Origin of the sequence: Ferrovibrio sp., from assembly GCF_041906005.1 — a bacterium.
Taxonomy (GTDB): domain Bacteria; phylum Pseudomonadota; class Alphaproteobacteria; order Ferrovibrionales; family Ferrovibrionaceae; genus Ferrovibrio.
In genome coordinates this window covers 44,634-64,705 of sequence record NZ_JAYRJY010000002.1, presented here as the reverse complement: position 1 = coordinate 64,705, position 20,072 = coordinate 44,634, and the positions used below count along the sequence as shown (strand labels likewise).

The 20,072-nt window shown below is 61.1% G+C and carries 20 protein-coding genes; 14 read left to right on the top strand and 6 right to left on the bottom strand.

The window, feature by feature from the left end; translation table 11 throughout:
• The first annotated feature begins 24 nt into the window (after nt 1–24).
• Both ACE3OO_RS17430 and ACE3OO_RS17425 read left to right on the top strand, forming a co-directional pair.
• A complete protein-coding gene (locus ACE3OO_RS17430; protein ID WP_374304777.1) occupies nt 25–531 on the top strand; it encodes a hypothetical protein in 507 nt (168 codons plus the stop codon).
• 59 nt (nt 532–590) lie between these two features.
• Nucleotides 591–812: a hypothetical protein gene (locus tag ACE3OO_RS17425; RefSeq protein WP_374304776.1), complete on the top strand. Its 222-nt coding sequence runs from the start codon at nt 591–593 to the stop codon at nt 810–812.
• A 1-nt stretch (nt 813) separates the two neighbouring features.
• Here ACE3OO_RS17425 and ACE3OO_RS17420 read toward each other — a convergent pair whose 3' ends face one another.
• The 4 genes from ACE3OO_RS17420 to ACE3OO_RS17405 all read right to left on the bottom strand — a co-directional run bounded on the left by ACE3OO_RS17420 (nt 814) and on the right by ACE3OO_RS17405 (nt 5,888).
• Nucleotides 814–1,794 carry a pentapeptide repeat-containing protein gene (locus tag ACE3OO_RS17420; protein ID WP_374304775.1) on the bottom strand — a complete coding sequence of 327 codons (981 nt, stop codon included), beginning with the start codon at nt 1,792–1,794 and terminating at the stop codon, nt 814–816.
• Nucleotides 1,795–1,885: 91 nt separating this feature from the next.
• Nucleotides 1,886–2,416 carry a gamma carbonic anhydrase family protein gene (locus ACE3OO_RS17415; RefSeq protein WP_374304774.1) on the bottom strand — a complete coding sequence of 177 codons (531 nt, stop codon included), beginning with the start codon at nt 2,414–2,416 and terminating at the stop codon, nt 1,886–1,888.
• Nucleotides 2,413–3,459, bottom strand: a complete 1,047-nt coding sequence (argC, locus tag ACE3OO_RS17410) for an N-acetyl-gamma-glutamyl-phosphate reductase (RefSeq protein WP_374304773.1) — start codon at nt 3,457–3,459, stop codon at nt 2,413–2,415. The genes ACE3OO_RS17415 and argC overlap by 4 nt, the downstream gene beginning before the upstream one ends.
• A 74-nt stretch (nt 3,460–3,533) precedes the next feature.
• Complete coding sequence (locus tag ACE3OO_RS17405; RefSeq protein WP_374304771.1) at nt 3,534–5,888, bottom strand: methyl-accepting chemotaxis protein; 2,355 nt, start codon at nt 5,886–5,888, stop codon at nt 3,534–3,536.
• Nucleotides 5,889–6,064: 176 nt separating this feature from the next.
• Here ACE3OO_RS17405 and ACE3OO_RS17400 point away from each other — a divergent pair, with 176 nt between their 5' ends.
• From ACE3OO_RS17400 to ACE3OO_RS17345, 12 genes are all read left to right on the top strand, one after another.
• Nucleotides 6,065–6,676 carry an aminodeoxychorismate/anthranilate synthase component II gene (locus tag ACE3OO_RS17400; protein ID WP_374304770.1) on the top strand — a complete coding sequence of 204 codons (612 nt, stop codon included), beginning with the start codon at nt 6,065–6,067 and terminating at the stop codon, nt 6,674–6,676.
• Entirely contained in the window at nt 6,673–7,737 is a 1,065-nt protein-coding gene (gene trpD, locus ACE3OO_RS17395) for an anthranilate phosphoribosyltransferase (protein ID WP_374304769.1), read from the top strand. Before ACE3OO_RS17400 ends, trpD begins: the two co-directional genes overlap by 4 nt.
• Nucleotides 7,734–8,540 carry an indole-3-glycerol phosphate synthase TrpC gene (gene trpC, locus ACE3OO_RS17390; protein ID WP_374304768.1) on the top strand — a complete coding sequence of 269 codons (807 nt, stop codon included), beginning with the start codon at nt 7,734–7,736 and terminating at the stop codon, nt 8,538–8,540. Before trpD ends, trpC begins: the two co-directional genes overlap by 4 nt.
• Entirely contained in the window at nt 8,537–9,016 is a 480-nt protein-coding gene (moaC, locus tag ACE3OO_RS17385; protein WP_374304767.1) for a cyclic pyranopterin monophosphate synthase MoaC, read from the top strand. Before trpC ends, moaC begins: the two co-directional genes overlap by 4 nt.
• Nucleotides 9,013–10,224, top strand: a complete 1,212-nt coding sequence (gene glp, locus ACE3OO_RS17380; RefSeq protein ID WP_374304766.1) for a gephyrin-like molybdotransferase Glp — start codon at nt 9,013–9,015, stop codon at nt 10,222–10,224. The genes moaC and glp overlap by 4 nt, the downstream gene beginning before the upstream one ends.
• A gap of 4 nt (nt 10,225–10,228) precedes the next feature.
• Nucleotides 10,229–11,107 (top strand): MBL fold metallo-hydrolase, encoded by an 879-nt coding sequence (locus tag ACE3OO_RS17375; RefSeq protein WP_374304765.1) that lies wholly within the window; start codon nt 10,229–10,231, stop codon nt 11,105–11,107.
• Between the two features lie 161 nt (nt 11,108–11,268).
• Nucleotides 11,269–12,279: a TRAP transporter substrate-binding protein DctP gene (gene dctP / locus ACE3OO_RS17370; protein ID WP_374304763.1), complete on the top strand. Its 1,011-nt coding sequence runs from the start codon at nt 11,269–11,271 to the stop codon at nt 12,277–12,279.
• Between the two features lie 58 nt (nt 12,280–12,337).
• Entirely contained in the window at nt 12,338–12,808 is a 471-nt protein-coding gene (locus tag ACE3OO_RS17365; RefSeq protein ID WP_374304761.1) for a TRAP transporter small permease, read from the top strand.
• Nucleotides 12,805–14,115 carry a TRAP transporter large permease gene (locus ACE3OO_RS17360; RefSeq protein WP_374304760.1) on the top strand — a complete coding sequence of 437 codons (1,311 nt, stop codon included), beginning with the start codon at nt 12,805–12,807 and terminating at the stop codon, nt 14,113–14,115. Before ACE3OO_RS17365 ends, ACE3OO_RS17360 begins: the two co-directional genes overlap by 4 nt.
• Nucleotides 14,116–14,131: 16 nt before the next feature.
• On the top strand, nt 14,132–15,361 hold the full coding sequence (locus ACE3OO_RS17355; protein ID WP_374304759.1) for an MFS transporter: 1,230 nt from the start codon (nt 14,132–14,134) through the stop codon (nt 15,359–15,361).
• A gap of 5 nt (nt 15,362–15,366) precedes the next feature.
• Nucleotides 15,367–16,872, top strand: coding sequence for an acyl-CoA synthetase (locus tag ACE3OO_RS17350; RefSeq protein ID WP_374304758.1), 1,506 nt, complete (start codon nt 15,367–15,369; stop codon nt 16,870–16,872).
• 82 nt (nt 16,873–16,954) lie between these two features.
• Entirely contained in the window at nt 16,955–17,626 is a 672-nt protein-coding gene (locus ACE3OO_RS17345) for a hypothetical protein (RefSeq protein ID WP_374304757.1), read from the top strand.
• 25 nt (nt 17,627–17,651) lie between these two features.
• Here the strand turns inward: ACE3OO_RS17345 and kefC are convergent, their stop codons facing one another.
• Together kefC and ACE3OO_RS17335 are read right to left on the bottom strand one after the other, a co-directional pair.
• Complete coding sequence (gene kefC, locus ACE3OO_RS17340; RefSeq protein ID WP_374304756.1) at nt 17,652–19,457, bottom strand: glutathione-regulated potassium-efflux system protein KefC; 1,806 nt, start codon at nt 19,455–19,457, stop codon at nt 17,652–17,654.
• Between the two features lie 7 nt (nt 19,458–19,464).
• On the bottom strand, nt 19,465–20,070 hold the full coding sequence (locus ACE3OO_RS17335; RefSeq protein WP_374304755.1) for an NAD(P)H-dependent oxidoreductase: 606 nt from the start codon (nt 20,068–20,070) through the stop codon (nt 19,465–19,467).
• Nucleotides 20,071–20,072: the final 2 nt, after the last annotated feature.

Below are 20,072 nucleotides of genomic sequence, written 5' to 3'. Positions count from 1 at the left end.
AAAAGGCGGTCAGGTCGTGGAGCGATGGCCAAAGGGATCAGCAAACCGCGCTTTATCAAGGCGCCACAGGATTTGCGTCAGAAGGCGGTGAATTTCAGCACCGGCCTGGACGTGACACTGACTGACGAGGTACGCGCCAAAATCGATTCCGTGATCGCGGAGACCGCCGACGAGTTCTCGACCGAAATCCTGAACAACCTGCGGGAAATGCGGATCCAGGTGAAGGCGGCGGAAGACGATCCGCTGTCGCGCATCTTCATCATGGAAACCATTTCCGAACTGGCTTTCGACATCAAGGGCATGGGCGGCACCTTCGGCTACCCATTATTGAGCGAACTGGCCAAATCGCTGAAAGACTTCATCGCCAAGCTGGGCATTCCCAACGAGGCTCAGCTTGAGGTGATCAGCATCCATATCGATGCCATGTATGTGGTTCTGGCCCAGGGCATCAACAAACCATCCCCGAAGATGGAAAAAGAATTGCTGGAAAACCTGCGGGTTGCGGTGGACAGGGTCAAGGACATGGCCTGATCCTGTGTTCAGGCCATGTCCTTACCTTTCGCTAACCTTTTGCCGCCAGTCTGCCGTTCATGAACTCCGATGCTGAAATCTGGCGCGCGGCGCGCGACCTGATCGCCGACCACGGCCCCCGCCGTGCGGAAACGCATGCGACCAAGGTTCTGGCGGAAATGACACTGGGTGGCGATTTCGCCGGCACGCTGGTCTGGCGCCGCATCCTGCGGGCGGTCAAGGGCCTGAATGCCAATGGCGGGAAGGCCGGCAGTTCCGGCCTGCCCCAGCGGCGCCGCTGATCTAGTTTTTCTTATCGTTCAGCACCACGGGCAGACCGCGCGATCCTTCGATCAGGGCGCCACGGAAATCCGCATCCGTCATGTTGCTGTACATCAGGTTTGCATCGCGCAGATCCGAACAGATCAGCTTGGCGCCATGCAGATTGGCGTTTGAGAGGTTGGCCGCGCGCAGATCCGCACCGTTCAGGTTTGCCTGCGCCAGATGCGCACGCGACAGATACCAGCCCGCCATGATCGCCCGTCGCCCCGTATGGCCCTCGGACTCGATCCAGGACAGGTGATCGCGCAGAACCTGCTCGATCACTTCAGGCGCCACTTCCTTGGGCAGCTTTGCCCCGGTGCCCTGCAATTCACGCAGCATTTCGGGCGGGAAATCGGCCAGATTGAAATTCGCATCATGCAGCTTGGCATTCTTGAACTGCACCTTGCTCAACGTCGAATAAGAGAAATCGGCGCCTTCCAGGTCAGCATTGTCGAGGATGGCGCCATCCAGGATCGCGCCCACAAAAGAAGCCCCCAGCAGCTTGGCCTGGCTCAGGTTGGTGTTATGCAGCGTCGTATCCTTCAATGACACCACGCCGCCTTTGCCGTGTGGCGGTACCGGTGGATCGGTCATCGGCCGCATGTCGGCATTCTCGAACCGCGTGCCCTTCAGGATTGCCCGCGACAGGTCTGCGCCCCGCAGGTTCGCCCAGATGAAGCGGGAGTTGGTGAGATCCGCACCGGAGAAATCGCAGCCGGTGAGCACCGCCTGGCTGAAATCGGAATTGCGCAGATCCGCGCAGTAAAAGCGGCAGCTGCGGAATACAGTGCGCTGCAGGTTCATGCCGACCAGCTTGATGCCGGTAAGATCGGCGCCAACGAGGGTGAGCTGTTTGCCGCGCGTCAGCTTGCCCAGTTTGCCGGACAAGAATTCGCCATGGGCCTTGATCTGCTCGTAGAGATCATCCGGCCATGGGGCATGGGTGGCGCCGCTGCTCATGTCTCCATCCGCTGCGCGACCGGGTTTCCACCGGGTCGCATTCATCCTTGCAGTGAATGTGTAAGGCTAGCGTCCGGAATTCAAGAAAGTCTTAACGAGTCGTTGCCAGTTGGGCCCGATAGGTCGCCCCCAGACGGGCGTAATGGGCTGCGGTCTCATGGATATTCCGCAATTCATCCGTATCAAGACGACGCATCAGCTTGGCGGGCCGGCCGCCCCAAAGCTCGCCGCTGGCGATGCGCTTGCCAGGTGTGAGCAAGGCGCCGGCCGCCAGCATGCCCTCGCTCTCGATCACGCAGCCATCCATTACCGTGGCCTGCATGCCGACAAAGGCATGGTCTTCGAGAGTGCAGCCATGAACGAGGGCCAGGTGCCCAATGGTGACGCCAGAGCCGATCACGGTGCCGAATTTGGCCCGCGTGACATGCACCACGGTTCCATCCTGGATATTGGTATCGGAACCGACACGGATGCTATTCACGTCGCCACGCAGGACGCAACCGAACCAGATCGAAGTGCGGGCGCCGATCTCGGTGTCGCCGATCACGGTCGCGTTCGGCGCAACGAAGGCATCCGGCGCGATGGCCGGATGCCGGTCGCCGAAAGGCAGCACCAGACTCACGGGAACAGGGCGATCTGGTCCAGGCCGGTGGTTTCCGGCAGGCCATACATCACGTTGAAATTCTGCACGGCCTGGCCACTGGCGCCCTTCATCAGGTTATCGATCACAGAGAACAGCATCGCACGGCCCTTCACCCGATCGGCGAACACGCCGATATGGCAGGCATTGGTACCGCGTACATGCCGGGTCTGTGGCGCTATGCCCTGGGGCGTGATTTCAACAAAAGGCTCGTCGGCATAACGCTGCAGCAGCGTCGCCCGCAGGTCATCGGCGCTGACGCCCGGCTTCAGCTTCACGTAGATGCTCGACAGCATTCCCCGGTTCATCGGCATCAGATGCGGCGTGAAATTCACCACGATCGGCCGGCCGACGGTTTCGGACAGGATCTGCTCGATCTCCGGTCCATGCCGGTGCGAACCAACGCCATAGGCATGAGTGCCCTCGCCCACCTCGCAATACAGTGAGCCTTCCTTGGCGGCACGGCCTGCGCCCGATACGCCGGACTTGGCATCGATCACGATATCGTCAGGATCGATCTGGCCCGCCGCCAGCAGCGGCATCAGGGGCAACTGGGCCGAGGTGGGATAGCAGCCGGGATTGGCTACCAGCCGCGCCTTGGCAACGCCGGACCGGTACATCTCGGTCAGGCCGTAGACCGCCTCTTCCTGCAGCTTCGGGGCCCGGTGTTCGTGCCCGTACCACTTGGCATATTCAGCCGGGTCCCGGAGCCGGAAATCGGCCGACAGGTCGACGATCTTCAGATGCGTGGGGAGACCGGCAATCACCTCCTGGGTCGTGCCATGCGGCAGGGCGCAGAAGACGGCATCCACGCCGCTCCAGTCCACTTCCTGGATGGTAACCAGCTTGGGCAGACCCATGCCCAGGAATTGCGGGAAGACCGTGTCGATCCCCTCACCGGCTTTCCGGTCCGCGGTCAGGGCAACCACACGGACGCGCGGGTGACGCAGCAGGACGCGGAGCAGTTCCGCCCCCGTGTAACCGCTGGCACCCAAAATCGCGACCCTGATGGCGTCCGTGGCCATACTGACCTCCTGTGAAACAATGCCGGATGGGTATAACGCGCTGGACGTGCGGGTCAAACGCTAAATTGTCACCCTCAGACGCGGAATTGTCCCACCAAATCCGCCAGTTCCTGAGCCTGGCGCGCCATGGCCTGGGCCGAGGCGGTAGTCTGTTCCACCAGAGCGCCGTTGCGCTGGGTCATCTCGTCCATGTTCGCCACGGCGGTATTCACTTCGTCCAAGCCAACGGCCTGCTCCCGGCTAGCCGAGGTGATCTCACCCACGATATCGGCCACCTTTTTCACGGCATTGACGATTTCGGTCAGGCTGGCGCCAGTCTGGTTGACCAGGCTCGCGCCGGTCTTCACCTGGGCATTTGATTCCTGGATCAGCGCCTTGATGTCCTTCGAGGCATCGGCCGAACGCTGTGCCAGCGCGCGCACTTCCTGCGCCACCACGGCGAAACCCTTGCCGGCTTCACCTGCACGTGCAGCCTCGACCGAGGCATTCAGCGCCAGCAGGTTGGTCTGGAAGGCGATCTCGTCGATCAGCCCGACGATGTCGGAAATCTTGCGCGCACTGTCCTCGATCTGCGTTACCGCCGCGACCGCATTCTGTACGACGCTCCCGCCCTTCTCCGCAGTATCGCGGGCCGTAACAGCCAGTTGGTTGGCCGCCTCGGCATTATCCGCATTCTGCTTCACCGTAGCGGTGATCTGATGCATCGATGCAGCCGTCTGCTCCAGACTCGCGGCCTGCTGCTCGGTGCGCTGGGCCAGATCGTTGCTGCCGGTCGAAATTTCAGCCGCGGCATCGCGCACGGTGGCTGCGGCAGACGTGACTTGTCCAACCGTCTGCGCCAGCTGCTGCGCTGTACGGTTGGCATCCTGTTTCAGACGATCGAATACACCGGCATAATCAGCCTCAATCCGATGGGTGAAGTCGCCGCGCGCCATCGCGCCCAGCGCATCGCCAAGACTGGCGAATACCTCCTCCACGGTTTTCAGAAGACCATTCATTCGCTCGCCCAGACGGGCCGTCATGCCTTCGAGAGCATCCGTGTCGATGCGAGCGGTGAGATCGCCACCGGCCGCAGCGCCCACAACCTCGCCCACGGCACGATCGAGCAATTGCTCCTGTTGTTTGCGCTGTTCTTCCGCGTTCTGCCGGTTGCGTTCGACCTGTTGCTGAAGCTGCTCGTTCTGCAGGCCGTTTTCCTTGAATATCTGCACGGCGCGGGCCATGTCGCCAATCTCGTCGCCACGCTCCTGATCGGGCACTGTTGTTGCCCATTCGCGATTGGCCAGACGCCCCATGGCCGAAGTCAGGATCGTCAGGGGATCGGCAATGCGTCGACCGATATAAAGCCAGCCGACAAGGATGGCGGCCGCCAGACTGGCGATTGCCACGATGATCAGGATCGTCTTGCCGCCCATGCTCACACTTTTGGCATCATCGGTTGCCGCCGCAACGCCGATATTGGCATCTTCGACTACAGCCTGGGCCAGGCCACCGAGACGACCGGCCGCGTCCCGGCTGGTCTTCAGCGTTGATTTTGAATATTCGAGCGAATCCAGTTCTTGCTCGCGGAAGCTTAGCAACCCGGTTCCCTCGTCGCCGAATTCGAGCACCGCCTTCGTTGCCTTCGCCAATTCAGGATGCGGATTGATCTTCTCCACCACTGCCAAGGCATTCATGATCTTGTTCGCCGTTGTCTTGAACCGGCGTGAGATGGCTTCCAGCTCGTCGCGTTTGCCGGCTTGCGAGCCAACCGCAAGCAGACCGACAGCATTGTTTATTTCGCCAATCAAGGTTGCAGTCGCCTGCACCAGCAAGAGATCGTTGCCAGCCAGGCGATTCAGCGTACGTTCAATCCTGCCCAGATCGCCGCTGCGGGTCACGGATGTCAGACTGCCGGTCAGATCGACGACTGCATCGTCGATCTGCGGATTGGCGAATTGCAGGAAGATGCCGTGCGCTTTGCTCAGGTTCTGGGTTTCAGCCTCGCGCTGCTGCGTGGTCCGGATGCGCGCGACGACCAACTGCTCCAGCCGGCCTATATTGGCCAGCAGGCCGTCGGTCTCCTTCTGGATATCGGCCATCTTTTCGGCTGACACACGCTGACCGACCAGTTCCAGAACGGAGCGGATGTCTTTTTCCCTGGCCTTGTTCGCATCGGCCACGATCTTCACTTCCTCTTCGCTCGACGCGGAAACCAGATCGGGGGCTGCACCGGCCATGTCGGCAACACGCTCGGCCAAGGCCAGCGCAGCCACCACGGAGCTGACCCCTTCATCGGTGACGGTGGTGATGGCGCTATCAAGCCTGGACAGCGCGAACCAGCCAGCCGCGGCCGACAGCAGGGCAAAGGAGGCGATGGCCCCAACGGCAATGAACAATCGCTGGCGGATACCGCCGCGGCGCGTGGAAACCGGCCCCGTATCGGCCATGGCGAATCCCCCTTCCGATTCTATCTGTGTGAAGATTGTTCTGTGTTTTGACGAATCCCGCAATACTATGATTCACAAAGAAAAAAGTTACCTGTATACCCGCGAGGCGAGTGCCGGCGGTAGCAGTGGCCTGGTAATGCGATTATGCTAGTCTCGTGCGGGAAGGACGCCGAAACATGCTGGTTTTGATCGATAATTACGACAGTTTCACCTGGAATCTGGTCCATTACTTCGGCCAACTCGGCGCCGAAATGAAGGTTTTCCGCAATGATGAAACCACGCCGGAGGCGATTTTATCGCTGAAACCGGCCGGCGTGGTACTCTCGCCGGGGCCCTGCGACCCTGACCGGGCCGGCATCTGCCTGCCGATGATCGCCAAGGCCGCCGAAACCCGCCTCCCCCTATTCGGTGTCTGCCTCGGCCACCAGGCCATTGGTCAGGCCTTCGGCGGCAAGGTTGTCCGTGCCCCGCTGCCCCTGCATGGCAAGCTGAGCCGCATCCATCACGGCGGGGAAAGCGTCTTCGCCGGTCTGCCGCAGGATTTTCTCGCCACGCGTTATCATTCGCTGGCGGTCGATCCGGCCAGTCTGCCTAACAGCCTGACAGTGACGGCCCGATCGGAAGACGGTGTGATCATGGGACTTGCGCATCGCGAGTTGCCGATCCACGGCGTGCAGTTCCATCCGGAAAGCATTGCATCCGAGCACGGCCTTGCGATGCTGGCCAATTTCGTGCGCTATTGCGGCCTTCCGGTGAACGAGACAGCGGTACGCGGACAGGCGGCATGAGCGCGGATGTAGTTGAATTCAAGCGGCTGCTGGCGCAGGTGGCCGGTGGCGCGACCTTAAGCGTCGAGGATGCCTGCACTGCTTTCGACGTGATGATGTCGGGCAATGCTACGCCATCGCAGATGGGCGCTTTCCTGATGGCCCTGCGGGTGCGTGGCGAAACCGTTGACGAGATCACCGGCGGCGCCATGACCATGCGAGCCAAGGTGCATGGTGTAACGGCACCTGTCGGCGCCATCGACATCGTAGGCACTGGCGGCGATGTGAAGGGTACCTGGAACGTTTCGACCTGCTCGGCTTTCGTGCTCGCTGGCTGCGGCGTGCAGGTGGCAAAACACGGCAACCGGGCGGTATCGTCCAAGACTGGTGCGGCCGATGTGCTGACGGCTCTGGGCGTCAATATCGACTGTGATTTCCGCCTGATCGAGAAGGCCATCTCTGAGGCCGGCGTTGGCTTCCTGATGGCTCCGCGACATCACGGTGCCATGCGCCATGTCGGCCCGACCCGCGTCGAGTTGGGCACCCGCACGATCTTCAATCTGCTTGGCCCCCTGAGTAACCCGGCTCTGGTCAAACGCCAGTTGATCGGCGTATTCGACCGGCAGTGGGTGCAGCCATTGGCCGAGGTGATGGGCAAACTGGGGGCCGAGAAGGTCTGGGTCGTGCATGGCTCGGACGGCCTGGATGAAATCACCACCACGGGCCCGACCCATGTATCGGAAATGGCCGCTGGCAAGCTGCGCCATTTCGAGATCACGCCGGAAGATGCTGGCCTGCCGCGCGCCAGGCTGGAAGAGTTGAAAGGCGACGAACCCACTGCCAATGCCGTGGCCCTGCGGGCCGTACTGAACGGTGCCCCAGGCGCGTTCCGCGACATCGTTCTCTTCAACTCTGCTGCCGCCCTGGTGATCGCAGACAAGGCGAAAGACCTGCGCGAGGGTGTCGCCATGGCCACGCAATCCATCGACAGCGGCAAGGCCCGCGCCGCACTGGCCCGTCTGATCGAAATCACCCATGAACCGCCGCCGGCCGATCCGGCGGAAGAAGACAAGAAATCATGAGCGACGTTCTCGCCAAAATCTGCGCCGACAAGCTGGAACATATTGCCCGCTGTAAAATCAATATGCCGCAGGCAGAGCTTGAACGACTGGCGAAAGCCACCGTTGCGCCACGCGGCTTCATCCGCGCCCTGAGGGTCACGGTTGGCGCCGGTCGATATGGCCTGATCGCCGAGATCAAAAAGGCCTCTCCTTCGAAGGGCCTGATCCGGGCCGATTTCGATCCGCCCGCCCTGGCACGGGCCTATGCCGCAGGCGGCGCCACCTGCCTCTCGGTGCTGACCGACGAACCCTATTTCCAGGGCAAGGACGAATACCTGCGCCAGGCCCGCGCCGCCGTCAGCCTGCCTATCATCCGCAAGGATTTCATGCTCGATCCCTACCAGGTGATCGAGGCCCGCGCGCTGGGCGCCGATTGCATCCTGCTGATCATGGCCGCCCTCACCGATTCACAAGCCGCCGAACTGGAATCCACCGCGACCGAATATGGCCTGGATGTGTTGGTCGAGGTGCATGACGGCGAAGAACTCGACCGCGCGCTGAAACTGAAATCGCCGCTTCTGGGTGTGAACAACCGTAATCTCAAGACGCTGAACGTCGATCTCGCTACTACCGAGGCACTGGCATCCCGTGTGCCGTCTGACCGCATGCTGGTAGCCGAATCCGGTCTCTACACCAAGGCCGATCTCGACCGTATGGCGAAATGCGGAGCGCACTGCTTCCTGGTGGGCGAGAGCCTGATGCGACAACCCGATGTGGAAGCCGCCACCCGTCTGCTGTTGACCGGCAAGGACCTGGCCGCATGAGCGACAAGCTCACCCATATCAATGCGGCTGGCGAGGCCCATATGGTTGACGTGTCGGCCAAGGCCGAGACGGAACGCGTGGCCCGCGCCGGCGCCCGCGTGATAATGCAGAAATCCACGCTTGAACTGATCATGTCTGGTCAGGCGGCCAAGGGCGATGTGCTGGCCACGGCACGCATAGCCGGCATCATGGCCGCAAAACGTACATCCGACCTGATCCCACTCTGCCATCCACTGGCCCTGAGCCAGGTGACGGTTGACCTGACTCCGGATCTCGCGGGTAACGCAATCAACATTATTGCCACCTGCAAGTTGAAGGGTCGTACCGGCGTTGAAATGGAGGCCCTGACGGCTGCCAGCATCGCCGCCCTCACCGTCTATGACATGGCCAAGGCCGTCGACCGCGCCATGCAGATTACCGATGTGCGGCTCCTGCACAAATCCGGCGGCAAATCCGGCGTATTCGACGCATCATGATCCCCGTTGCCGAAGCCCGAGCCCGCATCGTTGCCGGCCTGCCGCGGATGCCGGCCGAAACGGTTGCGCTGAGCAATGCCGTGGGCCGGGTGCTGGCTGAGGATGTGACCGCGCGGCGCACCCAGCCGCCTTTCGATGTCAGCGCCATGGATGGCTGGGCCTGCCGCCAGGCTGATCTAGGAACAATCCCGGCGAAACTGAAACCGGTCGGCAAAGCGGCCGCCGGCGGACGCCACGATGGCATTGTCGGCACGCGTGAATGCGTGCGCATATTCACTGGTGCGCCGCTGCCGGCAGGCACTGACGCCATCGTGATCCAGGAAGATGCCGATCTGGGTGCCGATGGCCTGCTGAGTGTGCGCGAGGCACCAAAACCCGGCCAGTGGATCCGGCGGGCCGGCCTGGACTTCAGTGAAGGCCAGGTGCTGTTGAAAGCCGGGCGGCAACTTGGTCCTGCCGATCTTGCGCTGGCCGCGGCAATGAACGTGCCGTGGCTGGCCGTGTGTCGCAAACCGCGGATCGCCGTGCTGGCAACCGGCGACGAACTGGCGCGGCCAGGTGAACCGATCGGGCCAAACCAGATCGTCAGCTCAAACAATATCGGCCTCTGCGCCCTGATTGAAATGCAGGGCGGCAAGGCCATCGATCTCGGCATCGCCCGCGACACAGAAACTGATCTGCACGCCAAAGCCGCAGCTGCGGCCGGTTGCGACCTTTTGCTGACACTTGGCGGCGCCAGCGTCGGCGAGCATGACCTGATCCACAAAGTGCTGGGCGACGGCGGAACTGGCATCGATTTCTGGCGCATCGCCATGCGGCCGGGCAAGCCGCTGATGTTCGGCCGGGCTCATCTGGGCAACGGACAATCCATTGCCCTGCTCGGTCTGCCCGGCAACCCGGTTTCCGCCATGGTCTGCGGCCATAACTTCCTCGTGCCGGCCCTGCGCGCCATGCTGGGGCTGGAATGGCAGGTGCGGTTTGAAACGGCGTTGGCAGCGCACGACCTGCCCGAGAATGACAGGCGTGAGGACTACCTGCGGGCCCGGCTCAGCCTGAACGCCGCCGGCCAGCCGGTCGCCGATGCCTTCGGCAAACAGGACAGTTCAATGCTGCGGCTGCTGAGCGATGCCGACGTGCTGATTGTGCGTCCTCCGCTGGCTCCCGCGCTCAGGGCCGGCGAAGCCGTGCCGATCCTGCGGCTGCGCTGAATCCATGCGGGTTACGCTGCTCGGCACCGGTTGCCCACAGGTCTCGACCCGACGTTACGGCCCTTCCAGCCTGCTGCGTTGGAAGGAACGGCAGTTCCTGGTCGATTGTGGCTCCGGCGTCACCCAGCGACTGCTCGGCGCCGGCAGTGCCGGGAAAAACATCGATGCCCTGTTCCTGACGCACCTGCATTCCGACCATATCGTAGACCTGTTCCAGCTGATCATTTCCAGTTGGCATCAGGGCCGCGACCGGCCTCAACGTATTTTCGGCCCACCGGGCACAAGACAATACCTGAATGGCCTGATGGCCCTGTGGCGTTCTGAGCTTGAGCAGCGCATCGCCCATGAGAAACGACCATCCACCAGGGCACTGGAGCTCGATATCACCGAGGTTGAACCCGGCATCGTGCTGCGTGATGGCGATCTGACCGTGATCGCCGTGGCGGTGCGGCATCAGCCGGTGAAAGCCGCCTACGGCTATGTTTTCACTGATGGCAGCCAGAAGGTTGCCTTCAGCGGCGACACGGCTTTCTGCCCCGAACTGATCCTGGCCGCCAAGGACGCCGACGCTCTGGTGCATGAATGCTTCATTCACCGTGAAATGCTGGCCTTGCCGGGTGTGCGTAGGCCAGAAACCATCGAAAATGTAGCCAGCTATCACACGCTGTCGACCGAAGTCGGCAAAGTCGCCGCACAGGCACGTGCCCGTTGCCTGATCCTCAATCATTTCGTTCCGGTCGCTTTCGACGCCGCGGCCCTTATGGCAGAAGTCCGTGCCGATTATGCGGGCCCCGTTCTGGTCGGGGAAGACCTGATGCAGTTCGATACTGCTACCCGCATGGTCAGCCATGGCGATGTTATGGTGGCGTTGCCGCCATCCTGACGCCGCAGATTCGGCCCGGCAAAACCAAATCAAGCCGTTCAAGTGTTAAAAACCGCTAGGTGCATCGCAATAATTTAGCAGATGCGAGATTTCTTGTTGGGTCGAGCCCGTTTTATTAGTATGACCATCAAACAATTACATAACAAAACGGAGGAAACATCATGACCCGACCGATGCATCGCCTTGCCGGTGCCGCCATGCTTGTGGCGGCCGGTTTCCTCGCAGCCGGCGCGGCTGCGGCAGCCGATATCACGTTGAAAGCGTCGCACCAGTTCCCCGGTGGCAAGGGCGATGTGCGCGATGAAATGGTACAGATGATTGCCCGCGAGGCCGCGAAGGCCAATGTCGGGCTGGACATCAAGGTCTATCCCGGCGCCAGCCTGGTGAAAGCCACCGAGCAGTGGAATGCCATGCTCAAGGGCCAGATCGACATCACGTCCTTCCCGCTCGATTATGCATCGGGCCAACATCCCCAGTTCGGCGCCACCCTGATGCCCGGCCTGGTGAAAAACCATGATCATGCCAAGCGCGTCAACGCATCGCCCTTCATGCAGGACATCAAGAAGATCATCAATGACGCCGGCGTTGTGGTGCTGGCAGATGCATGGCTGGCTGGTGCCTTCGGTTCGAAGAAGAACTGCATTCTGGAACCGAATGACGCCAAGGGCCTGAAGGTTCGCTCTGCTGGCGCCACCTTTGCCGAAATGTGGGCTGGCGCCGGCGCCTCCATCGTTTCGATCCCGTCGAACGAAGTCTATAACGCCCTGCAGACTGGGGTGGCCGACGCCACGGATACATCCTCTGGCAGCTTCGTGTCTTTCCGCCTCTATGAGCAGGTAACCTGCCTCACGGCTCCGGGCGACAATGCATTGTGGTTCATGTATGAGCCCGTACTGATGTCGAAGCGCAGTTTCGACAAGCTCAATGACGCGCAGAAGAAGGCCATCATGGAGGCGTCGAAAAAGGCTGAGGACTATTTCGCCACCGAATCGAAAAAGCTTGATGATGAACTGGTCGACGCCTTCAAGAAAGCCAATGTGAAGGTCGTCACCATGACGGAGGAACAGGCAGCAAAGTGGCGTGAAGTGGCCAACAACAGCTCCTACCGCACCTTCTCGGAGAAAGTGCCAAACGGCAAGGCCCTGATCGTCAAGGCTCTGCAGGTGCGTTGAGCCAGACCCCATGGATCGTTTCGTATCATTTATCCGGTTGCTGTCGCGGATCAGCGGGATGGTTGCCGTCCTGCTGATCCTGCTCAGCATCGTTATCGTCTGCCAGATGATCTTCCAGCGCACCGTACTGCAACAGTCCACCATCTGGCAGACTGAGTTCGTCATCTTCACGCTGATCGCGGCCACTTTCATTGGTGCCCCCTATGTGCTGCTGACACGGGGCCACGTGAATGTCGATCTGCTGCCGCTGATGGCGGGACACAGAACGCGGGTGGCTATGGCCCTGGTGGCCTCAGGGCTCGCTCTGGTCTTCTGCGCCATCCTGTTCTGGAGCTCGATCTTCTGGTGGCATGAGGCCTATGTCACGAATCGTCTGACAAGTTCGATGTGGCGAGCCCGCGTCTGGATTCCGTATCTGTCCTTGCCTGTCGGCATGGGACTGCTCTGCTTGCAATACATTGCCGATATATGGGCCATCGCCACCGGGCGCGACATGCCGTTCGGCCTCAAGCCTGAGGACCGCCTGTGAATGAGCTTCATCTTGGCGCACTGATCTGCGTCGTCGCACTCGCCATTCTTGCCACCGGCATCCCTATCGCCTTTGGCCTGGGCATTGTTTCGCTCGTTTTCCTGATCACTCTTGAAGGCTGGGGCAGCATCGACTTCCTGGCGGACACCATCTTCGCCGGACTCGATGACTTCACCCTCGTCTCGATCCCCATGTTCGTCATCATGGGGGCCGCCGTGGCTTCATCACGGGCCGGAGCCGATCTCTACGAGGTGCTAAATCGCTGGCTCAACCGGGTGCCCGGCTCGCTGGTAATATCCAATATCGGCGCCTGCGCGCTATTTGCCGCCCTCACCGGCTCCTCGCCAGCCACCTGCGCTGCCATCGGCAAGATGGGCATCCCCGAGATGCGCAAACGTGGCTACTCGGCCGATCTCGCCACAGGCGCGATTGCCGCCGGCGGCACACTTGGCATTCTGATCCCTCCCAGCGTGACGATGATCCTTTATGGCATCGCCTCGGAAACCTCGATCGGCAAGCTGTTTCTTGCCGGTGTTCTGCCCGGCCTGTTGCTGACCGCCCTGTTCATGGCCTGGGCCATGTTCATAAGCTGGCGGCGTGGCGAAAAGCTGGCGGATTTCGGCCGTCGTTATTCCTTAGCCGAAAAACTGGAACTCCTGCCTCGTGTTGTTCCATTTGTGCTGGTGATCATGGGAGTCGTCTATGCTTTGTATGGTGGCATTGCCACACCATCCGAAGCGGCCGGCGTCGGCGCCATGCTATGCCTGTTAATGGTGGTCCTGATCTACCGCGTGTGGAATCTACACCAGCTATGGGAAATCCTGCGCGACGGCATGCGCGAGTCCGGGATGCTGCTGATGATCATCGGCACATCGATCCTGTTCAGCTACATGATGTCCAGCCTGTTCGTGACACAGTCCATCGCGCAATGGATCGCCGGCCTCGAGGTCAATCGCTGGATTCTTATGCTGTTCATCAACATCCTGCTGCTGGTGGCCGGCTGCTTCCTGCCGCCAGCAGCCATCATTCTCATGACCACGCCAATTCTGGCCCCCATCATCGCGAATGCCGGTTTCGATCCGATCTGGTTCGGCGTGATCCTGACCATCAACATGGAACTCGGCCTGATCACGCCGCCAGTCGGCCTCAACCTGTTTGTCATCAACGGTATTGCCCCGGATGTGCGCCTACCGGTCATCCTGAAGGGCGCCCTGCCTTTCATGCTGTGCATGGTTGTGGCTATCATACTGCTCTGCCTGTTTCCCGGTATTGCCACCTGGCTGCCGGACGTATTGATGGGCAAATAACAGCCGTGGTGCCGTAATGCCGATTGCCTGGCGCATCCTGCTCTGCGCCTGCCTGACATACATCATCAGCCAGTTCTACCGCTCGGCCAATGCGGTGATCGGCCCCGACCTGATGACCGAATTGCACCTGACGCCGGAAGACCTGGGCATACTGACCGGCGCCTTTTTCCTGACCTTCTCGATCAGCCAATTGCCGGTTGGCATAGCGCTTGACCGCTGGGGGCCGCGGCGCACCATCATCGCGACTTTGGTCATCGCCTTTCTGGGCGCCCTAGCCTTCGCCCATGGCCGCAGCTTGACCGAACTCAGCCTTGCCCGCGTTGTCCTGGGCTTTGGCTGCGCCGCATTGCTGACCGGTCCCCTGGTGCTGTTCTCACGCTGGTTCAGCCCGGAGAAATTCGCCCAGATGTCGGGCATCCTCATCGCCATCGGCAATCTTGGGGTGATCGCCTCGACCGCGCCGCTGGCCTGGTTCACCGCGGCTTTCGGCTGGCGGGCCGCCTTCTATGTCACCGCCGCCATGACGCTGGTCCTGCTGGCCTTGTCGTTCTGGGCCATCCACGACCACCCCGATCCTTCAAAAGCCCGGCCAGGTGCCGGCGAAACCCTGGGGCAGGCATTGCGGGGCGTGGCGACCGTCATGAAGCACCCGGCTTTTCCGCATCTCTTCGTCATCATTTTCACAGCCTACGCAACATTCATCACCATCCTCGGGTTATGGGCCGGCCCCTACCTGCATGACGTGCACGGCATGGATGCCACGGCACGGGGGAACGTACTGATCTTCATGGCCGCCGGCGCAGCCGGCGGCTACTTCATCTGGGGCCCGCTCGATCGGGTGTTCAATACGCGCAAATGGCTGCTGGCGACGGGACTCGGCGCACAGATTCTGTGCCTGCTTGTCCTCGTCCTCATTCCGAATCTGGGCGTGCCTGCGATCACCATCCTGTTCACCGTGATGGGCATCATGAATGGCTGCGTGGTCATGATTTTTGCCCATGCGCGATCGGTTTTCCCTGCGGAACTGGCCGGGCGCGGCATCACCACATTGAACATCGGCACCATGGGCGGTGGCGCCTTCCAGCAGATACTCACAGGTTTTCTGATGGGCTGGCTGGTCCCCAAGGGAACGCTGGCGACCGAGACAGATTATCGTATTCTTTTCGGCCTGCAGACCGTGCTGCTGCTATCCGCCCTGCTGTTCTATCTGCGCACACCCGACGCCAAGCCTCACCAGACCGCCTGACTGTCATGATCGAACCCGTTGCCCCGCGTTTCAACATTGCCCGCTACTGCCTGGCCGACAATGCCCGCCTGCGGCCGGACAAAACGGCCATGATCCTGGTGGGCGAGAGCGGCGAATTCCGCATGACCTTCGGCGAAGTCGACCTGGCCGTGCGCCGCCTAGCCGCCGGCCTGCAAAGACTGGGATTGCCGCCTGGCAGTCGCGTCATGATCCGCATGGCCAATGACGCCGATTACGCCCTCACCTATTTTGCCACGATGGCCGCCGGCTTTGTCGCCCTGCCCTCCAGCGCCCAGTTGACACCAACCGAGGCCGCCTACCTTCTGGAAAATTCTGGCGCAGCCGTGGTCGCGGCCAGCGCTGAGCTGGCGCGCGACCTGACCCTGCCGTCCAGCGTGATCCTGCTCGATCCGCAACGGCTGGCCACTCTGAAGCAATCCGCGCCGTTATCCGATTATACCGATACCGCTGCCGATGACCCCGCCTATCTGGTCTATACATCGGGTACCACGGGCAAACCGAAAGGCGTGCTGCATGCCCATCGCGCCGCCTGGGGCCGCCGTCCGATGCATCAGGGCTGGTTGGGCTTAAGCGAAAGCGATGTGATGCTGCATGCCGGCGCCTTCAACTGGACCTACACCCTGGGTGTCGGGCTGGTCGATCCCTGGGCCGTTGGCGCCACCACCGTCTTGTATAATGGTCATCGCGATATCCAGGTCTGGCCCCGCCTGCTGGAGCAGCATCGCGCCACACTGTTTGCCGCCGTACCGACGCTATATCGCCAAATCCTGAAATACTGCGATCTGGAGGCTCATGACCTGTCGGACTTTCGCCATGGCGTCACGGCCGGCGAGGCCCTGCCTCCGGGCTTGCTCGCCGAATGGCAAGGCCGCACCGGAAAGCCGCTGTACGAAGCACTCGGCATGTCGGAGATTTCCACCTACATATCCACCGGCCCTGGCATGACGATCAAACCGGGCAGCCCGGGGAAACCCCAGCCCGGTCGCCGCGTCGCCATTCTCGACCCCGATACATCCGCCATCCTGCCACAAGGCGCTACTGGTCTGCTGGCCGTGCACCGTTCCGAGCCTTCGCTGATGCTGGGCTATTGGCATCGGCCCGAGGAAGAAGCTCTGGTTTATCGTGGCGAATGGTTCTGTGGTGGCGATCTGGCCAGCATCGATGAGGATGGCTACCTCTGGCACCATGGCCGGAACGACGATGTGATGAACGCGATGGGCTATCGCGTCTCACCGGTTGAGGTCGAAGCAGCGATTGCCGAACATCCCGCCGTGGCGGAAGTGGCTGTAACAGAGTTGCGGGTGCGCAGCGATGTTTCCGTCATCGGCGCCTTCATCGTTCTGCGCGAGGGGTTATTGCCCAGCCATGACGAGCTGGCAGCCTTCACCGAACAACGCCTGGCCGCTTATAAATGCCCGCGGGAATGGCGCTTTGTTACCAGCCTGCCACGCACGACCAACGGTAAGGTCCAGCGCAAGAAGCTTGCCTGACCTGAACTGAAGGGCCCGCCCGAGGCTGGCACCAGCCTTGCAAATACCTCGTCGAGACCAATTGACGGGGATGATTATGAGTATGACCACTTCCGCTGCCGCCCGCGCCACATTCGGCGAGGTCATGACGGCTCATCAGACTGTTGCCGCCAACACCCCGGCCGTGGCGACAGCACAAAAATTCGCGGAATACCTGAAAGAAAAGCAACCCGCCAATACAACGACCACCGCCACGTCCGGTTTCGCCCCCACCCCCGAACAGCTCGCCAAAAGTCTGTTCGGCAGCGCGTACGACCCAGAGACAAAGACCGTTCGGCTCGACAAACTTGCCGGCGAGACAGCCAAACGCACGGCAGAATTTGCCGAGCGGCTGGCCGCCAGACTATCCACTGCGAGCATCGACCAGACACCACCCATCGAGCTGAGTGTCGGACTCGACGGCCGCATCATCGTCGACAGCACTCATCCCCAAGCAGCCCAGATCACCAATCTGTTCGAGGACGATTCCGCACTGGCTCAAGCCTATCGCAATGTAGCGGCGCAAAACGATCACCTGGCCACCCTGCAGGCCGGAGCGGCCTATGTGAAAGAGTGGAATGGCGCCAAGACCGATGCCGAGCGTCAGATGATCTGGAACCGTTACGGCACCCTGATGGAACGCCTGTCCAGCATGTTCAGTGGTCGCATGACCTTCGGCACGGCGGGAGCCATCGTCGAAAGTCAGCAGATTCTGCGCCGCATGGACCTGGCCTGATCTAGGATCCCCCGATCCAGAGCCTTCAATCCCACCCCAGGCCACGCGCCTCTTCCTGCGCCTTTTCGTCTGCTGCCAGGTTTTGTTGCAGGCGCGCACGGGCCTGCTGTTGCAGCGTGATGCGCTTGTCCATGTCCTCGGACCAGTGGGCATGGATCTGCTTCAGCAAACCCTCGTTGTGCTGGCGGAATGTCAGCGTTTTTTTGCGGGCCGCATAGGCTGGCTGCCCCAGGGCCTTCAGTGTTTCCTCTCCAAGACGCAGCGCAGAGTGGAAAGTTTCACGCTCGATCACGGGAATCTTGCGGTTCATCAGCTCAACGGCATGTGGTAGATCGCGCGCACGAGCAATGATCCTGAGTTGAGGGAAATGCTGCTGCACAAGATCGGCTAGCGCCAGCGATGCGTCCTGGTCATCGACCGCTATCACCAATACCTTGGCCTTGGCTGCGCCTGCAGCCTCCAGAAGATCAAGCCGTGTGGCATCGCCGTAGAAGACCTTGAAACCAAAGCGGCGCAAGGTGTCTATGATTTCCGGATCGTGATCCAGAACCGTGACTCCGATCCGATTGGCATACAGCAGGCGTACAACGATCTGGCCGAACCGACCGAAGCCAGCCACAATTACGGGATTGCCTTCATCCTCGGGTATGTCGTGCGGCCGTTCATCAAGCCGGGTGAAGCGTGGTTCGATCCAGCGGTCGTTGATCACGACGAGCAGCGGTGCCGTGGCCATTGAGAGCGCGACCACAACGGTCAGCAGCGCGACTGTATCGGAATCCATCACGCCAATCCCGGCCGCGCTGCCGAACAGAACGAAGGCGAATTCGCCACCCTGGGCCAGCAGAAAGGCAAACAGGGCAATCTGACTTGAAGGTAATCGCGCAAAGCCCGCCACGGCGACAAGAATCGCAGCCTTGAGCAACAGCAGGCCGGCAACCAGGCCTAGCACCATGCCCGGTCGGCTAAACAGCAATCCAAAATCGACCGACATGCCTACGGCCGTGAAAAACAGCCCCAGCAGCAAGCCCTTGAAAGGTTCGATATCGCTTTCCAGTTCATGGCGATATTCCGACTCCGCCAGCAGTACGCCAGCCAGAAACGTGCCCAATGCCATAGAAAGACCGGCCAGTTGCATCAATAGGGCGATGCCCATCACCAGCAGCAGCGCCACGGCCGTAAAAATCTCGCGCAGACCAGTGCTTGCGATCATGCGAAATAATGGCCGTGTCAGGAACCGGCCACCGAAAATGATAATCGAGATGGCTGCCGCCGCCTTCAGGGCGCCGATCCATCCGGGTTCTCCGCTGCCGGTCCCCGCGGTTTCCGCCAGCAACGGCAACAGCGCCAGGATGGGAATCACCGCGATATCCTGAAACAGCAAGATCGAAAAAGCCGAGCGCCCGCCCGGAGTACCAAGCAGGTTCCGTTCTGTCAGGGGCTGTAGGGCGATGGCCGTGGATGACAGTGACAAGCTGAGTCCCGCCGCCAGCGCGGTCTGCCATGACCATCCGAGCAGCATGCCCAGGGCCATCAGCGCCAGCGTACTGCCAACCACCTGGCCGCCGCCAAGCCCCAGAATAGGCCAGCGCATGCCCCACAGCCGCCTTGGATTCAGCTCAAGCCCGATGACAAACAACAACAGTACGACGCCGAATTCCGAAAAATGCAGAATCGCATCCACGTCGGTAATCAGCTTCAAGCCCCATGGCCCAACAACGATCCCGGCGATCAGATACCCCAGCACCGAACCCAGGCCAAGCCGTTTGGCAAGCGGTACCGCAATGACCGCGGCCGCGAGATAGATCACTGCGTTCAGCAGAAGACCGTCCATGCTCCCCTCACCGGTCGCAGGCCGGCACAGCCGGCTGATCGCATACCGGCTGTCGACCGGGATGCGGATAATTATCCAGCCATTGCCGATAGGCTGCGGCATGGGCTGCGATGTCTTCCGGCAACCTTAGCCGCGCCCCTTGAAACAGGAAGGGCGCGCCATAGGTCATGCCGCAAAGAGAAGCCGTCCGTTCAAAGGGCCGCAACAGCTCCGTCATGGTCACGCCATTGTAGCCATCGGGCTGATAGGCGTGACCCGGCCCGCCCGTGGAGACAGCCTGCACAAGCTCCTTGCCGCGCAGCCTGGTGCCGCCCGAGCCATAGGCCCAGCCATATTCCAGCACCGTGTCCATCCACTCCTTCAGCAAGGACGGACAGGAATACCAGTAAAGCGGATGCTGCATGACGACCACGTCGTGGGCTTCCAGCAGCACCTGCTCCCGTTTCACATCGATATGAAAATCGGGGTAAATCTCGTAAAGATCGTGCACGGTCACATGCGACAGGTCGCCTATGGCAGCGATCATCGCCGCATTGATCCGCGAATGATGCGGATAGGGATGTGCGAACAGCACCAGGATTTTCGGTTTTCCTCTGGCCTGAATATCCGTCACGT